General features: G+C 68.0%; 17 protein-coding genes. 10 read left to right on the forward strand and 7 right to left on the reverse strand.

Translation table 11 applies throughout. The features are described 5' to 3' along the window. Positions 1-230: 230 nt before the first annotated feature. Positions 231-572, forward strand: coding sequence for a chorismate mutase (locus ABZX86_RS03900; protein WP_355119663.1), 342 nt, complete (start codon positions 231-233; stop codon positions 570-572). 264 nt (positions 573-836) lie between these two features. Here ABZX86_RS03900 and ABZX86_RS03905 read toward each other — a convergent pair whose 3' ends face one another. Next, a complete protein-coding gene (locus ABZX86_RS03905; protein ID WP_355119665.1) occupies positions 837-2,288 on the reverse strand; it encodes an NAD-dependent succinate-semialdehyde dehydrogenase in 1,452 nt (483 codons plus the stop codon). 96 nt (positions 2,289-2,384) lie between these two features. Between ABZX86_RS03905 and pgi the strand changes: the two genes are divergently transcribed. Next, positions 2,385-4,028, forward strand: coding sequence for a glucose-6-phosphate isomerase (pgi, locus tag ABZX86_RS03910; RefSeq protein ID WP_355119667.1), 1,644 nt, complete (start codon positions 2,385-2,387; stop codon positions 4,026-4,028). 21 nt (positions 4,029-4,049) lie between these two features. Here pgi and ABZX86_RS03915 read toward each other — a convergent pair whose 3' ends face one another. Both ABZX86_RS03915 and ABZX86_RS03920 read right to left on the reverse strand, forming a co-directional pair. Further along, complete coding sequence (locus ABZX86_RS03915) at positions 4,050-4,400, reverse strand: DoxX family protein (protein ID WP_355119669.1); 351 nt, start codon at positions 4,398-4,400, stop codon at positions 4,050-4,052. Positions 4,401-4,464: 64 nt separating this feature from the next. After that, a complete protein-coding gene (locus ABZX86_RS03920; protein ID WP_355119671.1) occupies positions 4,465-5,985 on the reverse strand; it encodes a DUF1731 domain-containing protein in 1,521 nt (506 codons plus the stop codon). A gap of 231 nt (positions 5,986-6,216) precedes the next feature. Here ABZX86_RS03920 and ABZX86_RS03925 point away from each other — a divergent pair, with 231 nt between their 5' ends. Beyond that, a complete protein-coding gene (locus ABZX86_RS03925; protein WP_355119673.1) occupies positions 6,217-6,624 on the forward strand; it encodes a DUF3224 domain-containing protein in 408 nt (135 codons plus the stop codon). Positions 6,625-6,642: 18 nt separating this feature from the next. Beyond that, on the forward strand, positions 6,643-7,377 hold the full coding sequence (locus tag ABZX86_RS03930) for an SDR family oxidoreductase (RefSeq protein ID WP_355119675.1): 735 nt from the start codon (positions 6,643-6,645) through the stop codon (positions 7,375-7,377). An 18-nt stretch (positions 7,378-7,395) separates the two neighbouring features. On the opposite strand, the gene ABZX86_RS03935 is transcribed toward ABZX86_RS03930, so the two are convergent. After that, positions 7,396-8,481, reverse strand: coding sequence for a CaiB/BaiF CoA-transferase family protein (locus tag ABZX86_RS03935; protein WP_355119677.1), 1,086 nt, complete (start codon positions 8,479-8,481; stop codon positions 7,396-7,398). 182 nt (positions 8,482-8,663) lie between these two features. Between ABZX86_RS03935 and ABZX86_RS03940 the strand changes: the two genes are divergently transcribed. Then, on the forward strand, positions 8,664-8,855 hold the full coding sequence (locus tag ABZX86_RS03940) for a helix-hairpin-helix domain-containing protein (RefSeq protein ID WP_355119679.1): 192 nt from the start codon (positions 8,664-8,666) through the stop codon (positions 8,853-8,855). Positions 8,856-8,871: 16 nt separating this feature from the next. Here ABZX86_RS03940 and ABZX86_RS03945 read toward each other — a convergent pair whose 3' ends face one another. Together ABZX86_RS03945 and ABZX86_RS03950 are read right to left on the reverse strand one after the other, a co-directional pair. Next, positions 8,872-10,494 carry an acyl-CoA dehydrogenase family protein gene (locus tag ABZX86_RS03945; protein ID WP_355119681.1) on the reverse strand — a complete coding sequence of 541 codons (1,623 nt, stop codon included), beginning with the start codon at positions 10,492-10,494 and terminating at the stop codon, positions 8,872-8,874. A 12-nt stretch (positions 10,495-10,506) separates the two neighbouring features. Continuing rightward, positions 10,507-11,118: a TetR family transcriptional regulator gene (locus tag ABZX86_RS03950; RefSeq protein WP_355119683.1), complete on the reverse strand. Its 612-nt coding sequence runs from the start codon at positions 11,116-11,118 to the stop codon at positions 10,507-10,509. A 53-nt stretch (positions 11,119-11,171) separates the two neighbouring features. Between ABZX86_RS03950 and ABZX86_RS03955 the strand changes: the two genes are divergently transcribed. Both ABZX86_RS03955 and ABZX86_RS03960 read left to right on the forward strand, forming a co-directional pair. Next, positions 11,172-11,945 (forward strand): crotonase/enoyl-CoA hydratase family protein, encoded by a 774-nt coding sequence (locus ABZX86_RS03955; protein ID WP_355119685.1) that lies wholly within the window; start codon positions 11,172-11,174, stop codon positions 11,943-11,945. A 166-nt stretch (positions 11,946-12,111) separates the two neighbouring features. Beyond that, positions 12,112-13,356 (forward strand): hypothetical protein, encoded by a 1,245-nt coding sequence (locus ABZX86_RS03960; RefSeq protein WP_355119687.1) that lies wholly within the window; start codon positions 12,112-12,114, stop codon positions 13,354-13,356. A gap of 3 nt (positions 13,357-13,359) precedes the next feature. Here the strand turns inward: ABZX86_RS03960 and ABZX86_RS03965 are convergent, their stop codons facing one another. Continuing rightward, positions 13,360-14,049 carry a pyridoxamine 5'-phosphate oxidase family protein gene (locus ABZX86_RS03965; RefSeq protein ID WP_355119688.1) on the reverse strand — a complete coding sequence of 230 codons (690 nt, stop codon included), beginning with the start codon at positions 14,047-14,049 and terminating at the stop codon, positions 13,360-13,362. Positions 14,050-14,135: 86 nt separating this feature from the next. On the opposite strand from ABZX86_RS03965, the gene ABZX86_RS03970 reads away from it, so the two are divergent. The 3 genes from ABZX86_RS03970 (at position 14,136) to ABZX86_RS03980 (ending at position 16,941) form a co-directional block, all read left to right on the forward strand. Further along, positions 14,136-14,822 carry a DUF4184 family protein gene (locus ABZX86_RS03970; RefSeq protein WP_355119690.1) on the forward strand — a complete coding sequence of 229 codons (687 nt, stop codon included), beginning with the start codon at positions 14,136-14,138 and terminating at the stop codon, positions 14,820-14,822. 422 nt (positions 14,823-15,244) lie between these two features. Next, on the forward strand, positions 15,245-16,699 hold the full coding sequence (locus ABZX86_RS03975; RefSeq protein WP_355119692.1) for a PLP-dependent aminotransferase family protein: 1,455 nt from the start codon (positions 15,245-15,247) through the stop codon (positions 16,697-16,699). Beyond that, a complete protein-coding gene (locus ABZX86_RS03980) occupies positions 16,696-16,941 on the forward strand; it encodes a DUF2630 family protein (protein ID WP_297613338.1) in 246 nt (81 codons plus the stop codon). Before ABZX86_RS03975 ends, ABZX86_RS03980 begins: the two co-directional genes overlap by 4 nt. The last annotated feature ends 12 nt before the right edge of the window (positions 16,942-16,953 follow it).

Here is a 16,953-nt window from a genome sequence, read left to right on the forward strand (position 1 = left end):
ACCGCGGGGGCTGAAAAACTCAGGAGATTCACAAACGATCATGTTTTGGTTTGCCTGCCCCACATGGCACACTGGCCTCATGACCGGCGCTTTGGCGACTGAATACACCTGAGCGCGCCCCGCGGGGGACAATGTAGGGCGCAAGAGGTCACATTCTTGGTGAAGAACCGATCGGTAACGGGTCGGGGCCGCCTGCCGATCGACGTTCTGGACCACGAGGAGTTGAAAGTATGAGCATCTCGACGACGGGGCAATCCGAACCTGCCACCGGAGCGGACTCCGCCAAGCCCGCCGAAGCCGCGCCCACCCCTACTACGGCGCTGCTCCCGGAAGCGGAGATCGACAAGCTGCGCAAGGAAATCGACAAGCTCGACGCCGAGATTCTCGCGGCAATCAAGCGCCGTACGGAGGTCTCCCGCATTATCGGGCGGACCCGCATGGCCAATGGCGGCACCAAGCTCGTGCACTCTCGCGAGATGAAGGTGCTGGAGCGTTTCAGCGAGCTGGGCCAGGAGGGTCACACCCTCGCCATGCTGCTGCTGAGACTCGGCCGCGGCAGACTGGGCCACTGACAGCCCAATCCGCTCATCGCGTTCTCCGTGGCGGAACCACCGGTTCGCCACAGACCCAACGCTGAGAATTCGCCGGTCGGCCACCAGTTCGGCACTCGGTGCTAACGCCGGGCACCTCTCGTGCCGATACAACGGTCGGTGTGCCGTACAGGCCACCACACAAACCACGCGACACTCGTGCGAGCGAGTCGAGCTTCCCAAGAGGCCGCCCCGGGTGTCATACCCCGGGGCGGTTCTTCATTTTCCGGTCAGGACGGCTTCCGGTCAGGGCAGCGCGATGTACTTGGTGCTGAGGTACTCCTCGATGCCTTCGGAGCCGCCTTCGCGCCCGAAGCCCGATTCCTTCACACCGCCGAAGGGCGCGGCCGGATCGGAGATCACGCCGCGATTGACACCGACCATGCCGGTCTCGAGTCCCTCGGCCACGCGGAGCGCGCGGTCCAGACTCTGCGTGTAAACGTATGCGACCAGCCCGAATTCGGTGTCGTTCGCCGCGGCCAGGCCTTCCTCCTCGGTATCGAAACCGATAATCGGGGCAACCGGCCCGAACACCTCTTCGCGCAGGATGCGGGCCTGCGGCGGCAGCTCCGTGAGCACGGTGGCCGGATAGAACCAGCCGGGTCCACCAGGCGCTTTGCCGCCCAACTCGATTCGCGCACCGACCGAAACGGCATCGTCGACCAGTGCGGTGACGGTCTCCAACTGGTCCTGATTGATGAGGGGCCCGAGCGTCGTGGCCGGATCGGTGCCCGGTCCGAGCTGGTATTCGCCCATGGCGGACACCAGTTTCCGAGTGAACTCCGCGCGCACCGAGTTGTGCACATGGAAGCGATTGGCCGCCGTGCACGCCTCGCCGCCGTTGCGCAGCTTGGCCAGCACCGCGCCCTGCACGGCCGCATCGATATCGGCATCGTCGAAAACCACGAAGGGCGCGTTGCCGCCGAGTTCCATGGAGGTGCGCAGCAGCCCGTGCGCGGACTGCTCAACGAGCTTCTTACCGACCGGAGTGGACCCGGTGAAGGTGAGCTTGCGCAGCCGCGGATCGTTCAGCAGCGGGCCGGTGACGGCACCGGAACGACTGGTTGTGATCACCGACAGCACACCGTCCGGCAGTCCGGCGTCACGGCAGAGCTGTGCGAGCAGCAGCATGGTGAGCGGCGTCTCGCCGGCAGGCTTGACGATCATGGTGCAACCGGCCGCGAGGGCGGGCCCGATCTTGCGGGTGCCCATGGCCAGCGGAAAGTTCCACGGGGTGATGGCCAGACACGGCCCGACCGGCTGTTTGGTCACCAGAATGCGGCCGGTGCCGCCCGGCGCGGACTGATAGCGGCCGTGGATGCGGCTGGCCTCCTCGCTGAACCAGCGGAAGAATTCCGCGCCGTAGCGGACCTCATTGCGACTTTCGGGCAGCGCCTTGCCCATTTCGAGCGTCATGAGGAGCGCGAATTCCTCGGCGCGCGCGGTGATGGCCTCGAAGACGGCGCGCAGGATCTCCCCGCGCTGCCGGGCCGGGGTGGCGGCCCATTCGGCCTGCACGGCGACGGCCGCGTCGAGGGCTCGAACCGCGTCCTCGGGACTGGCGTCGGCGATCTCGACGAGGATCTCCCCCGTCGCCGGATTGCGCACCGGGAACCTCGCGCCGCCGGTCGCGTCGACCGGCCCGCCGATCCAGAGCTGGGTGGGTATGGAGTCGAGTAGTTCGCGTTCGGAAACCATGCCTGCCAGCGTAAGCCCGGTAGATCCCCGATGAGCCCACCGCGAGTTACCTGGCTTACCTGCGCGTAGCGACGGCGGGTTGTAACCTCGGCGGACGTGAGCAGCGACATCACCGCATCGGCGGCCTGGCGGAAACTGCACGACCATCATGCGTCCGTCGCCGGACGTCATCTGCGCGAATTCTTCGCCGAGGACCCAGCGCGCGGGCGTGAGCTGACCGTGCAGGCTGCCGACCTGCACATCGACTACTCCAAGCACCGGGTCACCCGCGAGACGCTCGATCTGCTGATCGAATTGGCGGAAACCGCTGGGGTGCAGGGCCATCGCGATGCCATGTTCGCCGGTGCGCACATCAATACCTCCGAGGACCGCGCGGTCGAGCATGTGGCGCTGCGGGTTCCGGCCGGGCAGGTGGTGCCGGTGGACGGCGCCGATGCCGGTGCACAGGTACACGAGGTGCTGGACCGCATGGGTACGTTCACCGATGCGGTGCGCTCCGGGCAGTGGCGCGGTGCGACCGGTGCACGCATCACGACCGTGGTGAATATCGGTATCGGCGGTTCGGATCTGGGTCCGGCCATGGTGTATCTGGCGCTGCGGCACTATGCCGATGCCGGGATCTCGGCGCGCTTCGTCTCGAATGTCGATCCGGCGGACCTGGTTTCGAAGCTGGCCGGTCTGGATCCGGCGACCACGCTGTTCATCGTGGCGTCCAAGACCTTCTCCACGCTGGAGACGCTGACCAATGCCACCGCGGCGCGCCGCTGGCTGGTCGCGAGCCTCGGCGAGGAGGCGGTGGCCAAGCATTTCGTCGCGGTCTCCACCCATGAGCAGCGGGTGTCGGAGTTCGGTATCGATACCGCGAATATGTTCGGGTTCTGGGATTGGGTCGGCGGCCGCTATTCGGTGGATTCGGCCATCGGCCTGTCGGTGATGACGGTGATCGGCAAGGAGCGGTTCGCCGAATTCCTCGATGGCATGCACCGGATGGACGAGCACTTCCGCACCGCGCCGCCGGCCGAGAACGCGCCGCTGCTGCTGGGCCTGCTGGGCGTCTGGTACTCGAACTTCTTCGGCGCGCAGTCGCGGGCGGTGCTGCCGTATTCCAATGATCTGGCACGCTTTCCGGCGTATCTGCAGCAGTTGACCATGGAGTCCAACGGCAAATCGGTGCGCTCGGACGGCACCCCGGTGACCACGTCGACCGGTGAAATCTTCTGGGGCGAGCCGGGAACCAACGGCCAGCACGCGTTCTATCAACTGCTGCACCAGGGTACGCGGCTGGTGCCCGCCGATTTCATCGGATTCGCCCAGCCCACAGACGATCTGCCGACCATCGACGGCACCGGCAGCATGCACGACATCCTGGTCAGCAATCTGGTCGCGCAGACGAAGGTGCTGGCATTCGGCAAGACGGCCGAGGAGATCACCGCCGAGGGCACCGATCCGAAGCTGGTGCCGCACAAGGTGATGCCGGGCAATCGCCCCTCCACCGCCATTCTGGCGCCGAAGCTCACACCGTCCACGCTGGGCCAGCTCATCGCGCTCTACGAGCACCAGGTGTTCGTGGAGGGCGCCATCTGGGGCATCGACAGTTTCGATCAGTGGGGCGTGGAGCTGGGCAAGCAGCAGGCGCTCGCCGTGGCGCCGCTGCTGACGTCGGCCGAAGAGCCTGCTCCGCAATCGGATTCGTCCACCGATGAGCTGATCCGCTGGTACCGCGCTCGCCGGCTCACCTAGCCGTCGGCCCACCAGGTGCGATCAGACCGCGATCGCCAGCCCCAGCGAGGCGATCGCGAAGGCCAGGAACAGCACCGGGAAGGCGATATTGTGGACCACCCGGGTCCACAGGTGCACGATCACCGCGCACACGAAGAACACGGTCAGACCCGCCGCCGCGGCGATTCCCAGCGGCCGCAGGCCCAGCAGTCCGGCCAGCAGGCCGAGCGCCCCGGCGGCCTTGGCCGCGCCGAGCATCGGCAGCCAGGAGACGGGCACCCGGACCTCGGCGATGTTCTGTTTGACGAAGTCGGCCTTGATGATGGTCGCGACACCCTCGAAGGCATTGGCCACGAGGGTGACGAGTGTGACGACGATGTAGGCGATAAACATGCCCACAGCCTGGTCAACCTCACAGAAACCCGCCAATACCTGTTGCCATAACCAGGGGTTATGACTACTTCGCCTTCTTCGCCCGCTCCGGAAGCAGATCGGTCAGCGCCTCGTCGAGGGTCGGGTACCGGAAGCGGAATCCCGCCTGGCGCAATACCTCCGAGGTGGCGTGGCGTCCGGTGAGACCCAGCGCCGCATCGGTGCGCAGGAAGACCGCGCCGATGGCGAGCGCCGCCGCGGGTGTGGGCGGTGACCAGGGGCGGCGCAACTGACGGCGCAGGGCCGCCATGAGCTCCCGATTGCGCACCGGGAAGTCGGTGGCCGCCACCACGATTCCGTTCGGCAGCGCGACGGCCGGGTCGAGGCCGAGGGCCGCGCGGACGATGCCGAGCCAGTCCCCGAGGTGAATCCAGCTGAACCACTGCGTGCCCGGGCCGACGCTGCCGCCCATACCCGCCTTGGTCAAGGTCACCAGCCGCTTCATGGCCGGTGCGTCCGGATCGAGCACGATCGAGGTGCGCAGGATCGTCCAGTGCGTGGCATTCGCGGCCACCTTGCCGCCCGCTCCCACAGCGCCGCCCGCGCCGGCGCCGCGACTCTCGACCTCGCCGGCGGTCTCGATGGCGGTACCGCTCTCGCCCGCAGCGGAGTTCATGCTCCCCCGCTCGCCGGAGAACGCGCGCTCCCAAGGCTCGGCGACCCCCGTCATCTGCGGCAGCCCCGGGTCCGGCAGCGGAGTGGTTTCGGTGCAACGGATTTCGCCGGCATCGGCCCAGATGGCGGTGGTGCTGGCCTGCACCCAGTAGTCGACGGGCCGCTCCAGGGTCTTCGAGGCCTCGACGAGCGCCTGCGTGGAATCGACTCGGCTGCGGCGCAATTCGGCGACATTGCGGGCGGTGGGCCGACAGTCGACCAGCTTGCCCGCGAGATTGATCACCGCGGTGCGCCCCGGATTCCGCAGTGCGGTAACCCATTCGCCGACGGTGCGGCCATCCCATTCGAACTGCGCATAGGGCAGCTCCGGCACCGCGTGGCGGGTGAGTATGCGCACCCGCTGCCCGCGGCAGGTCAGATCGGCGGCCAGGGTACGCCCCAATGCCCCGGTGCCACCGGCGATTACAACGGTGAGCGCATCCTCGACCGGCCGCAGTCCGGCGAGCCGCGCCAGCCGGGCGAAGCAGGTGTGCGCATCGGTCTGCAGCAGCTGACCGACCACCTTGCGCGCGACCGCCGCCGACCCGCCGCTGAAGGTGAGCCGCTGCACCAGTTCGGTGCCGCCGTCGCGCGGAGTCAGGGTCCAGCGCAGTCGCATGAGACCCGCGGGTTCGGGCTGTTCGAGGGTGAGTTCGCGTTCGGGCACGAAGGTGGCGATGGTGAAGGGTGCGGCGAGCCGCCCGTGCACCGCCTCGTTGACGCGCCCGCGCGGCAGGTAGTCACCGGTGACGCCGGCACCCGGTGCGGCATGCAGGGTCACCGCCGTGACGGCCGGATTCCAGTCGGGCCAGCGGGCCGGATCGCCGAGCACCGCCCAGAGCCGCTCGGGCGGGAGGGCGATCCATTGGGTGTACGTCGTTGTACGAGGCATGCAGTGACGCTATAACCGCTCCGCCCCGACCGGAACGTGGGCTTGGTCGCACCCGCCCGCTCCCACCCCGGATATGAACCGCGACACCGCGTAGCACGGAGCCCTCGTGCATCGATAATTCGCACTTCTCAATGGCGGGGAATTCTCCCGTTGACAGTGTGGGAGCGTGCGGCGGATGCTCGGCACGACCAGGTGACTGGCCGGGTCCTGTGCGAGCGAAGAGAGATACCCATGACCGCGAAAACCCGTGTCGAAGCAGTGATTACGGTTCACAAGTACGAGCCGTCCGTCTACGAGGAGCCCGCCGCGGGCCCGGTGCTGAGCAAGATCCACGTGGAGGAGAGCTTCAGCGGCGGCATCGAGGGCGACGGCGTTGTCGAATTCCTGCAGTCCGGCAATGCCGACGGGACCGCCAGTTTCGTCGGCATCGAGCGCATCACCGGCTCGGTCGACGGCAAGTCCGGCACATTCCTGCTGCAGGACAATGGAACCGTCGCCGACAACATCGTGAGCGGCGACTGGTTCGTGGTGCCGGGTTCGGGCACCGGCGATCTGACCGGACTGCGTGGCACGGGCGGCTTCCGCGCCAATCTCGGTGAGGGCGCACAGGTGTGGCTCGAGTACTGGTTCGAGGGATGAGCCTTGTCCTCTGACGCGGTGTCGCCCCAGAAAACCGCACTGATCACCGGCGCCGCCACCGGAATCGGTCGCTCCATCGCGGAAACTCTTGCGGCACAGGGTGTCCGGGTAGCCATCAATCACCCGCACACGCCCGAGCTCGCCGACGAAGCGGTCGCGAAGATCGTGGCGGACGGCGGGCAGGCGCTCGCGCTGGCCGCGGATGTGCGCGATCGGGACGAGTACACGGCCATGATCGACCAGCTGCTCGGGACCTGGGGGCAGTGGGACATCCTGGTCAACAATGCGGCGGTGGCCATTACCAAGCCGTTCGCCCAGATCACCTCCGAAGAGTTCGATCTGAGCTACGCCGTGAACGTCAAGGGCGTCTTTCACGGTATGCAGCTGGCCTGGCAGCATATGGCCGACCGGGGCCGGATCATCACCATCTCCAGCTCCACCACCGCGCTCATGCTGCCCGGTTATGCCGTGTACGACTCCACCAAGGGTGCGGTCGAGCAGCTCACGCACATTCTGGCCCGGGAGTTCGGGCCGCGCGGGATCACCGTGAACGCGGTCAGCCCGGGCGCCACCGAGACCGAAACCTATCGCCTCGGCAAGAGCGATGAGTTCCTGTCCCGGCTCGAGGACATGAGCGTCTTCGGACGGCTCGGGCAGCCGAGCGAAATCGCCGCCGTTGTAGCGTTTCTCGCCACCGATGCCGCGGGTTGGGTTACCGCGCAGAACATTCGGGTCAACGGCGGTACCGCCTAGCGATCGTGCCCGCTTCCGCTACGCCCAGACCTCGCTTATCGGGGTGAGGTCGGTCGGCGCGGGGGCGGGGACGGCCGCGGGCGTGCGCGAGAAGCGGGGCGCGGGGGCGGGCTGGCGGATGCCGTCCACGTCGACGAGGGAACCGCGGGCGTGCAGGTGCTCGTCCTCGGCGGCGTCGGTCCAGCTGCGCACCGGCGTGACGCAGGCGTCGACCTCGTCGAAGAGTGCACACCACTGCGCCTGGGTCTTCGACGCGAACTTATCGGTGAAGGTCTTGCGCAGCATCTCCTGCCCGGCCGGATCCATCTGCTGCGGAAGCGATTCCGGGTCCAGCTCGAGCACCCGCAGCAGCTCCGCGAAGAACTGGGGCTCGAAGGCGCCGACCGCCATATGCTTGCCGTCGGCGGTGGAATAGGTGTCGTACCAAGCCATTCCGGTATCGAGCAGATTGGTGCCGCGCTCATCGGACCAGTGCCCGCCCTGATGCAGGCTCCAGATGGAGTGCGCCAGCGTCAGTACGCCGTCCACCATGGCGGCATCCACCACCTGACCCTGGCCCGAGCGCTGCCGCTCGAGCAGTGCGGCCATGATGCCGAGGACCAGGAAGACCGAGCCGCCGCCGTAGTCACCGAGCAGATTGATCGGCGGCACCGGCCGCTCACCCTTGCGCCCGATGCCGTGCAGCGCGCCCGTCAGTCCGATGTAGTTGATGTCGTGCCCGGCTCGCGCCGAGCGCGGACCCTCCTGGCCCCACCCGGTCATCCGGCCATACACCACGCGCGGATTGCGTGCGTGCACCTGCTCCGGCCCGAGTCCGAGCCGCTCGGCCACGCCCGGCCGGAAGCCCTCGATCAGCACATCGGCCTTGTCGATGAGCCCGAGCACCTCCTCGACCGCGGCAGGATCCTTGAAATCGGCTGCCACGAAACGGCGTCCGCGCATCTGCGCCCGCATGGGCCCGAATCCCGACCGATCCCCCGGCCGCTGCACCCGGACCACGTCCGCGCCCAGATCGGCCAGCATCATCCCAGCATGCGGACCGGGCCCGATGCTCGCCAGCTCGACGACCCGAATTCCCTCCAGCGGACCCCGCGATGCACTCAACGTCTACCCCTCTGCGGTTCTACGACGAACATCCCTGGAGTAGAACACGTGACAGATTTATCTGCCACCCCCGACCACTCCGGCTGGTAGAGCCACCAAATATCCGACTGAACACACAGCAGTCAGCACAACCGGCGCGGTGGTCCGGCCCGCACCTGCCCGGACGCGGATAGGCTCCCGGCATGAGTGATTCGAACCTCCCGCGCGGCATCGGAGCCCCCGCGACCCGAGCCCTCACCGCCGCCGGATATCTCCAGCTCGAACAGCTCGCCGGAGTCTCCGCCGACACACTGCTCGCCCTGCACGGCGTGGGACCGAAGGCGATTCGCCTCCTGAAGGAGGCGCTGTCAGCCCAGGGACTCGACCTGAGCTGACGGCGACCTACCCGCGTCAGTCGACGTACGCGCGCTCGAGGATCGCCTCGGTGTCGATTCCGGTCGGCAGGGTACCGAAGGCAATGCCCCAGTCGCCGCCGAATCGAGTGGCGCAGAAGGCATCTGCGACGGCCTGGTTGCCGTGCCGGACCAGCTGTGAGCCCTGCAGCACCAGTGCCATGAGCTCCACGACGCGGCGGGACCGGTATTCGATATCGCTCAGATCGGTGAGTTCCTTGCCGATCCGGTCGATGGCGGTATCCAGATGCGCGTTCGCACCACGCGCCAGCGACACCTCGTCGAAGTACGCCTGCACGCTTTCGGGCTGACGGGCCATGGCGCGCAAGGCATCCAGCGCCGCCACATTGCCAGAGCCTTCCCAGATGGACATGAGCGGCGCCTCGCGGTACAGCCGCGGCATGCCGGACTCCTCCACATAACCGTTGCCGCCCAGGCATTCCAGGGCTTCGGCGGCATGCGCGGGCGCGCGCTTGCACACCCAGTACTTGGTGACCGCCAAGGCAATTCGGCGCAGTGCCGCCTCGGCCGGATCGGTGGCCGCGCGATCGGTGGCGCCTGCCAGCCGCATCATGACGGTGGTGGCGGCCTCCGATTCGACCACCAGATCGGCCAGCACATTGCGCATGGCGGGCTGGTCGATCAGGGTGGCGCCGAAGACATTTCGATGCCGGGCGTGATGCACGGCGTGCACCACTCCGGCCCGCATGCCGGTGGCCGAGCCGATGACGCAGTCCAGCCGGGTCATATTGACCATTTCGATAATGGTCTTCACGCCCGCGCCCTCGGCGCCGACCAGCCAGCCGATCGCGTTCTCGTACTCGATCTCCGAGGAGGCATTGGACTTGTTGCCCAGCTTGTCCTTGAGCCGTTGCAGCCGAAGGGCATTGCGCGATCCGTCCGGCAGCACGCGCGGCAGCAGGAAGCAGGACAGGCCGCCGGGGGCCTGCGCGAGGGTCAGGAACATATCCGACATGGGCGCGGAGGTGAACCACTTGTGGCCCACGATCCGGTACGTCCCGTCGGGAAGCGGTGTGGCCGTGGTGGTATTGGCCCGAACGTCGGAGCCGCCCTGCTTCTCCGTCATCGACATGCCGGCGATCAGACCGGCCTTGGTCGACGGTTCCCGCAGCCCGTAGTCGTAGACGCGAGAGGCCAGCAACGGCTCGAACCGAGCCGAGAGCTCCGGATTGTGCCGCAGCGCAGGCACTACCGCGTAGGTCATGGAGATCGGGCACATATGCCCGGCATCGGAGGAACCCCAGACGGAGAACTTGGCCGCCCGCGCCGTATGCGCGCCCGACCGCTCCTCCTGCCACGGCGAACCGTGCAGCCCGTGTGTCACAGCCACATTCATCAGCTCGTGCCAGTACGGATGGAATTCGACCTCGTCGATGCGATTGCCGTAGCGGTCGTGGGTGTGCAGGATCGGCGGGTTCTCATTGGCCACCCGCCCCCACTCCTGCGCCTCGACTCCGCCTGCGAGAACGCCGAGTTCGCGCACCTCCCCCTCGGCCCAGCCCGCGCCTTCCCGGTGCAGCCCCTCGAGCAGTGCGGGATTGCGGGAATTGTCGAAGGGCACCAGGTTCGGCACCTGATTGAACACATCATGCGTATGCATGCGAGGGACTCCTTATTCCTGGGGCACGCCGAGCGCACGCAGCGCGAAGGCGACAAGTTCGGGGACCACCGATTCACTCTCCAGCTGTTCGGCGAGCGGGCCGACCAGCACCTCACCGATGGCGCCGACCAAGGCGGTGGCACTGGTACGCGGATCCTGCGGGGGTAGTTGGCCGGTGGCCACGCCTTCGGCGACGGCGGATTCGAAGGTTTCGGCGAAGGCCCGCCGGAACCGCAGGCGCTCCGTGTCGACGGCGGCGTCCACCGGTTCCGCGAGCAGTACATAGGCCAGTTTGGGGTTCTTGAGCGCGCGCCCGGCGAAGGTCTCCACCGCCGCCGTGACCCGCTCCCGCGCGGTCTTGCCCGCGCCGTCGGTATTGCCCGCCGCGGCGACGGCGGCGACCTCACCGGTGACGACCTCGCGGAACACCGCGGTCACCAATTCGGCTTTGCCACTGAAGGTTTTGTACACCGTGCCGGTGGCAACAGCGGCCTCGGCGGCGACGGCCGCCATGGAGAGTCCGGCGAAGCCGTCGCGAGAAAGCACAGTCATGGCGGCCCGCACGATCGACCCGGCCTGGGCGTCGAGGCGGGCCTGTACAGCAGGGGTTCTGCGATAGGCCACGCAAGAAGTGAACCACTAATTCATTTCTTGACGCAAGGCCCAATATACGGCGTATGGTCGAGCCCGTGAGCGTACGAGTCGAACGCAATGGCCCCGTGACCACCGTGATCCTGCATCGCCCCCAGGCCCGCAATGCCGTCGACGGCCCCACCGCCCAGGCCCTCGCCGACGCCTTCCGCGAATTCGATGCCGACCCCACCGCAGCGGTCGCCGTGCTCTGGGGCGACGGCGGCACCTTCTGCGCCGGCGCCGACCTCAAGGCCCTCGGCACCGAGAACTCCAATCACGCGGCCGAGGACGGCGACGGCCCCATGGGCCCGACCCGCATGCAGCTGTCCAAACCGGTGATCGCCGCCGTCTCGGGCTACGCGGTCGCGGGCGGCCTGGAACTCGCCCTGTGGTGTGATCTGCGAGTTGCCGAGCAGGACAGTACCTTCGGCGTCTTCTGCCGCCGCTGGGGCGTCCCCCTCATCGACGGCGGCACCGTCCGCCTGCCGCGCATAATCGGCACCGGCCGCGCCATGGATCTGATCCTCACCGGCCGCGCCGTAGGAGCCCCCGAGGCGCTACAGATCGGCCTGGTCACCCAGGTCGTTCCCAACGGCGAATCTCGCAGGGCCGCAGAGGAACTCGCCGCCCAGCTCGCGGCACTCCCGCAAACCTGCCTGCGCTCGGATCGCATGTCGGTCCTGGAACAGGACGGCCGCACCGAAACCGCGGCCATCACCAACGAATTCCAGCACGGCCTGAAGGCCCTGATGGACGGCGCCCTCGACGGCGCCCAGCGCTTCGCCTCCGGCGCGGGCCGCCACGGTCAGGCCACGTAGGTAGCCGGCGTAGGCGCGCCGACCGCCGGCCGATCGCCGATCAGCGGTTGATCGATCCGATTCAGGACCGGTCGGCCGCGACACCACCGAGCACAAACCCGAAGCGGACCCTGCCCTCGCTCACGGCCTGCGCGGCGCACAGGCGCGGCCGGTAGTCTGCCCTGCAATGAATCGGCTGAGTGTGGTGGACGAAATGTTCCTGCGGGCGCATCGGGGCATGGGTACCCCGATCGCTCTGCAGGGGCTGTGGCGTACCGCCGATCCGGTCGATACGGAGCTGGTCGAGCGGATTCACGAGGCTTTGCGAGTCGGGCCGCTGGGGCGGCGGGTCCTCAGGGCCAGGGTGCCCGGGGCGCGACCGCGCTGGCAGCAGACGGCGTGGGCGCATCCGCTCCGTATTTCGGAACAGCCGATTCCGGCTGCCGCGCTGCCGGATTGGGCCGATGCGCAGGGCGGCGATCTCGATCCGGCGCTGGGCCCCGGCTGGCGATTGTCGGCCACGGCCCTGCTGGATGGCGGCTCCGTGCTGTCACTGACGTGTTCGCACGCGCTGGCGGACGGCCGCGCGCTGACCCTGGCCATCGACCATGCGCTGGCGGGCACACCGCTGGCGGCGCCGACTGCGGGGCAGTCGGATTGGGCCGATGCCCGGCGGCAGTGGGCGACCGTGCTCGGCGGTACGGCCCGCGCGCTGCGCCGCGGTCTGCCCGCGCGCCCGGCCCCGGCCACCGAGCGGAACGTCGTGCTCGCAGCCGATTACACCGGCCCGGCCACCCGCAGCGCCATCCTGCAGGTCCCGGCCCGGGAATGGAACCGGGTGGCGGTCGCCCACGACGGCACCGCCAACAGCCTCTTCGTCCACCTGATCGCGAATATGCTGTGGGACAGCGGATTCCCGTCCCCCACCCTGGCCGCCAGCCTGCCGGTGGACACCCGCGACGAACCGCGTGTCGACAATGACATGGCCATGACGGAGATCGCGATCACCCGCGCCGACACGCCCTCCACCCTGCGGCGCAAGGCCCGTGCCGCCTATGAGCACCGCATGACCAGCCCCGGCGGCATCCCGGAGGAACTCCTGCAGGTCCTCCCCGACCGCTGGGCGCATGCCCTGGCCAAGGGCGCGGGCGAGCGAGACATCCTGTGCTCCAATATAGGAACACTCCCGGACTCCCTGCTCTCCCTCGGCCCGCACCCCTGCACCGGCGTGGCCGCCCGAGCCATCCACCCCGGCCTGCGCGCCGACACCCTCCCCCGCACCCGCCTCTCCGGCTACCTCACCCGTATAGCCGACACCTACACCCTGTCCCTGGTGAGCCTCGACCCCGAAGCCATCCCGACCGCAGCCGCCCTCACCGGCCTGGCCCACAAGTCCCTGGCAGAACTCGGCCTCGACGCCACCAACTGGTAAGCGCTACCGGGCCGTCGCAGTTTCGGTACACCGTGCCAGAACATGTTCGGGCACTTCAATTCCCGCTTCCAGATCCGCCGAGGAGATCGGCGCATCCCACACCTGCCGCAGCGGCAGCACACCCGCCCACACGCCACCGGCATCGATGTCGGCGGCATCGTCGCGCGGATCACCGGTGCGGATCTTCACCGACGCTTCGGTGAGGTCGAGCGCCAGCACCATCGTCGCGGCCATTTCCTTCTTATTGGGCGACCGCACCGCATCCCAGGCGCCGGGAGCGGAGTGCTCGACAATGATGCGCAGCGCGCGCATGCGTTCCGCCTCATCGGTGAGTTCCACCGGGCGCGCGTGGATTACGGCCGATCGGTAGTTCATGGAGAAGTGCATGGCCGCACGGGCGTAGACCAATCCATCCACCTGTGTGACGGCGATCGACACCGCACCGGTCATGGCGGCACGGAGATTGCCGGCGCCGGTGGAGCCGTGCAGGTACAGGGTGTCACCGTCGCGGCCGTAGATCGTGGGAATGACGACCGGGCTGCCGTGCAGCACAACGCCCAGGTGGCAGAGCATTCCGGCATCGAGGATCGCATCCAGCTCGGCGCGGTCGGTGGCTCCGCGCTCCTTCGCACGGGTGAGCGCACTGCGCGAGGTGGGCGACAATGGGGTCCGTTCGACGGATGAATCGGTCATACGACCAGCTTTGTCGGCACAATGGCATTACTGAATAGCCAATTCCACACAAGTTTCACAGACCACTTCTCCGGGGGAATATTTCGGTGCCATTCACACTCGCCCACCCCGCCGCCGTACTCCCGCTCCGCCGAGCGCTCTGGTTTCCCGGGCTGGTCGCAGGCAGTATTGCACCGGATATTCCGTACTACATCCCGATCGGAGTCGACGCCGAGCGCACCCACTCCCTCCTGGGATTGCCCATCGATCTGGCACTCGGAGCAGCCCTGCTGATACTCGCCTGGCTGGTCCACCGCCCGCTGCTGGCCCTCCTCGGCAGGTCCGCGACAATCCCGGGAACCACCCTCCCGCGCGCAGCACTGGCCACCACGGTCGGCGCCCTCACCCACCTCGCCTGGGATTCCTTCACCCACACGGACGGTATTGCGGTGCAGCACTGGGAAATACTGCGGGAGTCCGTCACCGGACCACACCGCGTCTACAACGTATTCGGCTACCTCTCCTCCGCCGGCGGAGTTCTCATCCTCGCCTGGTACGCCATCCGCTGGTACCGCACCGCCACCCCGACTCCACCAGCCCCACAGCGCAATTGGATCCTGATCGCCCTCCTCCTGGCAGCCGTGATCAGCGCCCTGCTCGCAAGCACCGACCCCATCGTCCACACCAGCCTCTACGACTGCGTCCGCCACCTACTGGTCGCCGCCACCCAGGGCGCCCTCCTGACCTTCACCGCCTGGGCAGCAGTGCATACCGCCGTCGAGCGCACCCGCTGACAATCTCAACACCAGCGATCGCTGTGTCGCAGGGCCATGAAAACGCTGCAATATCATGCGTTTTGAACATTGCCGGGAGAATTGTTCACAAGACCCCTCGAACCCACCCACCCGCACGAGCTCATACTGTCGGGTTTCCACCCGGCGAACGAATGGCCAATACGTCGGAGCCACAATCGATCCGGGCGATCGGATGGATGGGGACCAGGCTCGCGGTCCGCAATCTTCGCCCACACCTACAGTGCCGCGATATTCGATGAGTTCCTTCGCGATCACGTCGGCAGCCCGGCCGGCAGAACCCGGCCGAACCGGAAATCAGCGGACCGAGCCGGTTTCCGCTTCGGCCGCGTGAGGCCGGAAAGGTCCGGATCGAGTGGCAAGCTGTATATGTCCAGTTTCCGGACTTGAAGGAGGCCACTTCGATGGAAACCGGCTCGAAAAACTGGGGGGCCCGCGCCGATTCTGCCGCGCGGGCCTCGAACGGACCGGCGGTCCTGGTCGACGATTTGCCGTTCGGGGTCGATCGGGAGTCCGTGGTGCCGTTGGCCGTGCAGGTGGCGGACGGGCTGCGGGGGGCGGCTACGACGGGGACGCTGCGGGGTGGGGACAGGTTGCCTTCGTCTCGGGAGTTGGCCACCCGGCTGGGGGTGAGCCGGACGGTGGTCACTGCCGCGTATGACCAATTGCATGCGGAGGGGTGGTTGCGCGGGCGGCACGGGTCGGGGACGTATCTGACGGCTTCGCCGCAGCCGGTGGCCGAGCGGGCGACGGCTGGTCAGCGGGCGAATCCGCTCAGTGGGCTGCTGGATCTGGGTGCGGGGGCGCCGTGTATCGAGACGATCGATCGGGCGGCCTGGCGGCGGGCGTGGCGTACGGCCTCGGATCGAACTCCCCTGGTGCGCAAGGATCGCGCCGGTGAGCCCGACTATCGGGAGGCGGTGGCCGAGCATCTGCTGCGGCATCGCGGGCTGGGCGCGGGCGGCAGTAGCGCGGTACTGACCACCTCCGGAACCAGTTCCGCGGTAGCCGAACTCGCGGCGGCCATGCTGCGGCCGGGAGATGTGGTGGCCTTCGAGGATCCGGGGTACACCCGCGCCGCGGGCGCCTTCACCGCGGCGGGAGTGCGGCTGGTCCCCATTCCCGTCGATGCGGACGGACTGCGGGTGGATCTACTGCCACCCGATACCAAAGCGGTGTATTGCACTCCAGCACACCAGTTCCCACTCGGCGCGCGTATGCCCGCCGCCCGCCGCATCGAGCTCATCGAATTCGCCCGCCGCACCGGCGCTCTCGTCATCGAGGACGACTACGACGGCGAATTGCGTTACGACACCGCCCCTTTGCCGCTGCTCGCGACCCTCGCGCCGGAGTACGTCGTACATCTGGGCACCACCAGCAAGATCCTCACCCCGACCCTGGGCATCGGCTGGCTGGTCGCCGCCCCGAACGTGGTCGATGCCGTGCTCACCCATCGTGAACTCACCGGCACCGGCCCAGCCCCCGCGGGTCAGCAGGTGGTCGCCGCCCTCGCCCGGCACGGCGATCTGGCTCGCCACCTGCGCCGGCTGCGCCGGGAGATGCCACTCCGCCGCGCCCTCGTCGTCGAGGAACTGCGCAGCCACGGCCTGCGGGTGAGCGGCGATGACGCGGGCTCGCACCTGGTGGTCCCGCTGGCCTCGGCCACCCAGGAGGACCGGGCCATCGCCGCCGCCCGCGAGGCGGGCGTCTATCTGGACGGCCTGGGCCGCCACCACCTCGGCACCCGACACACCTTCGGCATCGCGCTCGGTTATGCCGCCCTGTCCAGGGCAGACCTGCCGGTCGCGGTGCGCTCGGCGGGGGCAGCGCTGGCGCGGGTCGTACACTCGAGCCCATGAGCGAACAGGACATCCTCGCGCGTATCAAAACCCTGGTAGATCAGGAGCATGAGCTCCGTTCCCAGAGCAGTCAGGGCGAGATCGACCCGGAGACCGAGCGTCGCCAGCTCGCCGAACTCGAGGTCATGCTGGACCAGTGCTGGGATCTGCTGCGCCAGCGCCGCGCCCGCCTCGACCAGGGCCGCAACCCCAACGAGGCGCAGCCCAACTCGGCGCATCAGGTCGAGGGGTACCTGCAGTAGGCAGCGCACGGC

This window comes from Nocardia sp. NPDC006630, assembly GCF_040611495.1.
Lineage (GTDB): Bacteria > Actinomycetota > Actinomycetes > Mycobacteriales > Mycobacteriaceae > Nocardia.

Bases quoted from the DNA above. Each gene is read 5' to 3' on its own strand.
- ABZX86_RS03900 (WP_355119663.1), top strand. From the start codon at position 231: ATGAGCATCTCGACGACGGGGCAATCCGAACCTGCCACCGGAGCGGAC.
- ABZX86_RS03905 (WP_355119665.1), bottom strand. From the start codon at position 2,288: ATGGTTTCCGAACGCGAACTACTCGACTCCATACCCACCCAGCTCTGG.
- ABZX86_RS03915 (WP_355119669.1), bottom strand. From the start codon at position 4,400: ATGTTTATCGCCTACATCGTCGTCACACTCGTCACCCTCGTGGCCAAT.
- ABZX86_RS03920 (WP_355119671.1), bottom strand. From the start codon at position 5,985: ATGCCTCGTACAACGACGTACACCCAATGGATCGCCCTCCCGCCCGAG.
- ABZX86_RS03925 (WP_355119673.1), top strand. From the start codon at position 6,217: ATGACCGCGAAAACCCGTGTCGAAGCAGTGATTACGGTTCACAAGTAC.
- ABZX86_RS03940 (WP_355119679.1), top strand. From the start codon at position 8,664: ATGAGTGATTCGAACCTCCCGCGCGGCATCGGAGCCCCCGCGACCCGA.
- ABZX86_RS03945 (WP_355119681.1), bottom strand. From the start codon at position 10,494: ATGCATACGCATGATGTGTTCAATCAGGTGCCGAACCTGGTGCCCTTC.
- ABZX86_RS03955 (WP_355119685.1), top strand. From the start codon at position 11,172: ATGGTCGAGCCCGTGAGCGTACGAGTCGAACGCAATGGCCCCGTGACC.
- ABZX86_RS03960 (WP_355119687.1), top strand. From the start codon at position 12,112: ATGAATCGGCTGAGTGTGGTGGACGAAATGTTCCTGCGGGCGCATCGG.
- ABZX86_RS03965 (WP_355119688.1), bottom strand. From the start codon at position 14,049: ATGACCGATTCATCCGTCGAACGGACCCCATTGTCGCCCACCTCGCGC.
- ABZX86_RS03975 (WP_355119692.1), top strand. From the start codon at position 15,245: ATGGAAACCGGCTCGAAAAACTGGGGGGCCCGCGCCGATTCTGCCGCG.
- ABZX86_RS03980 (WP_297613338.1), top strand. From the start codon at position 16,696: ATGAGCGAACAGGACATCCTCGCGCGTATCAAAACCCTGGTAGATCAG.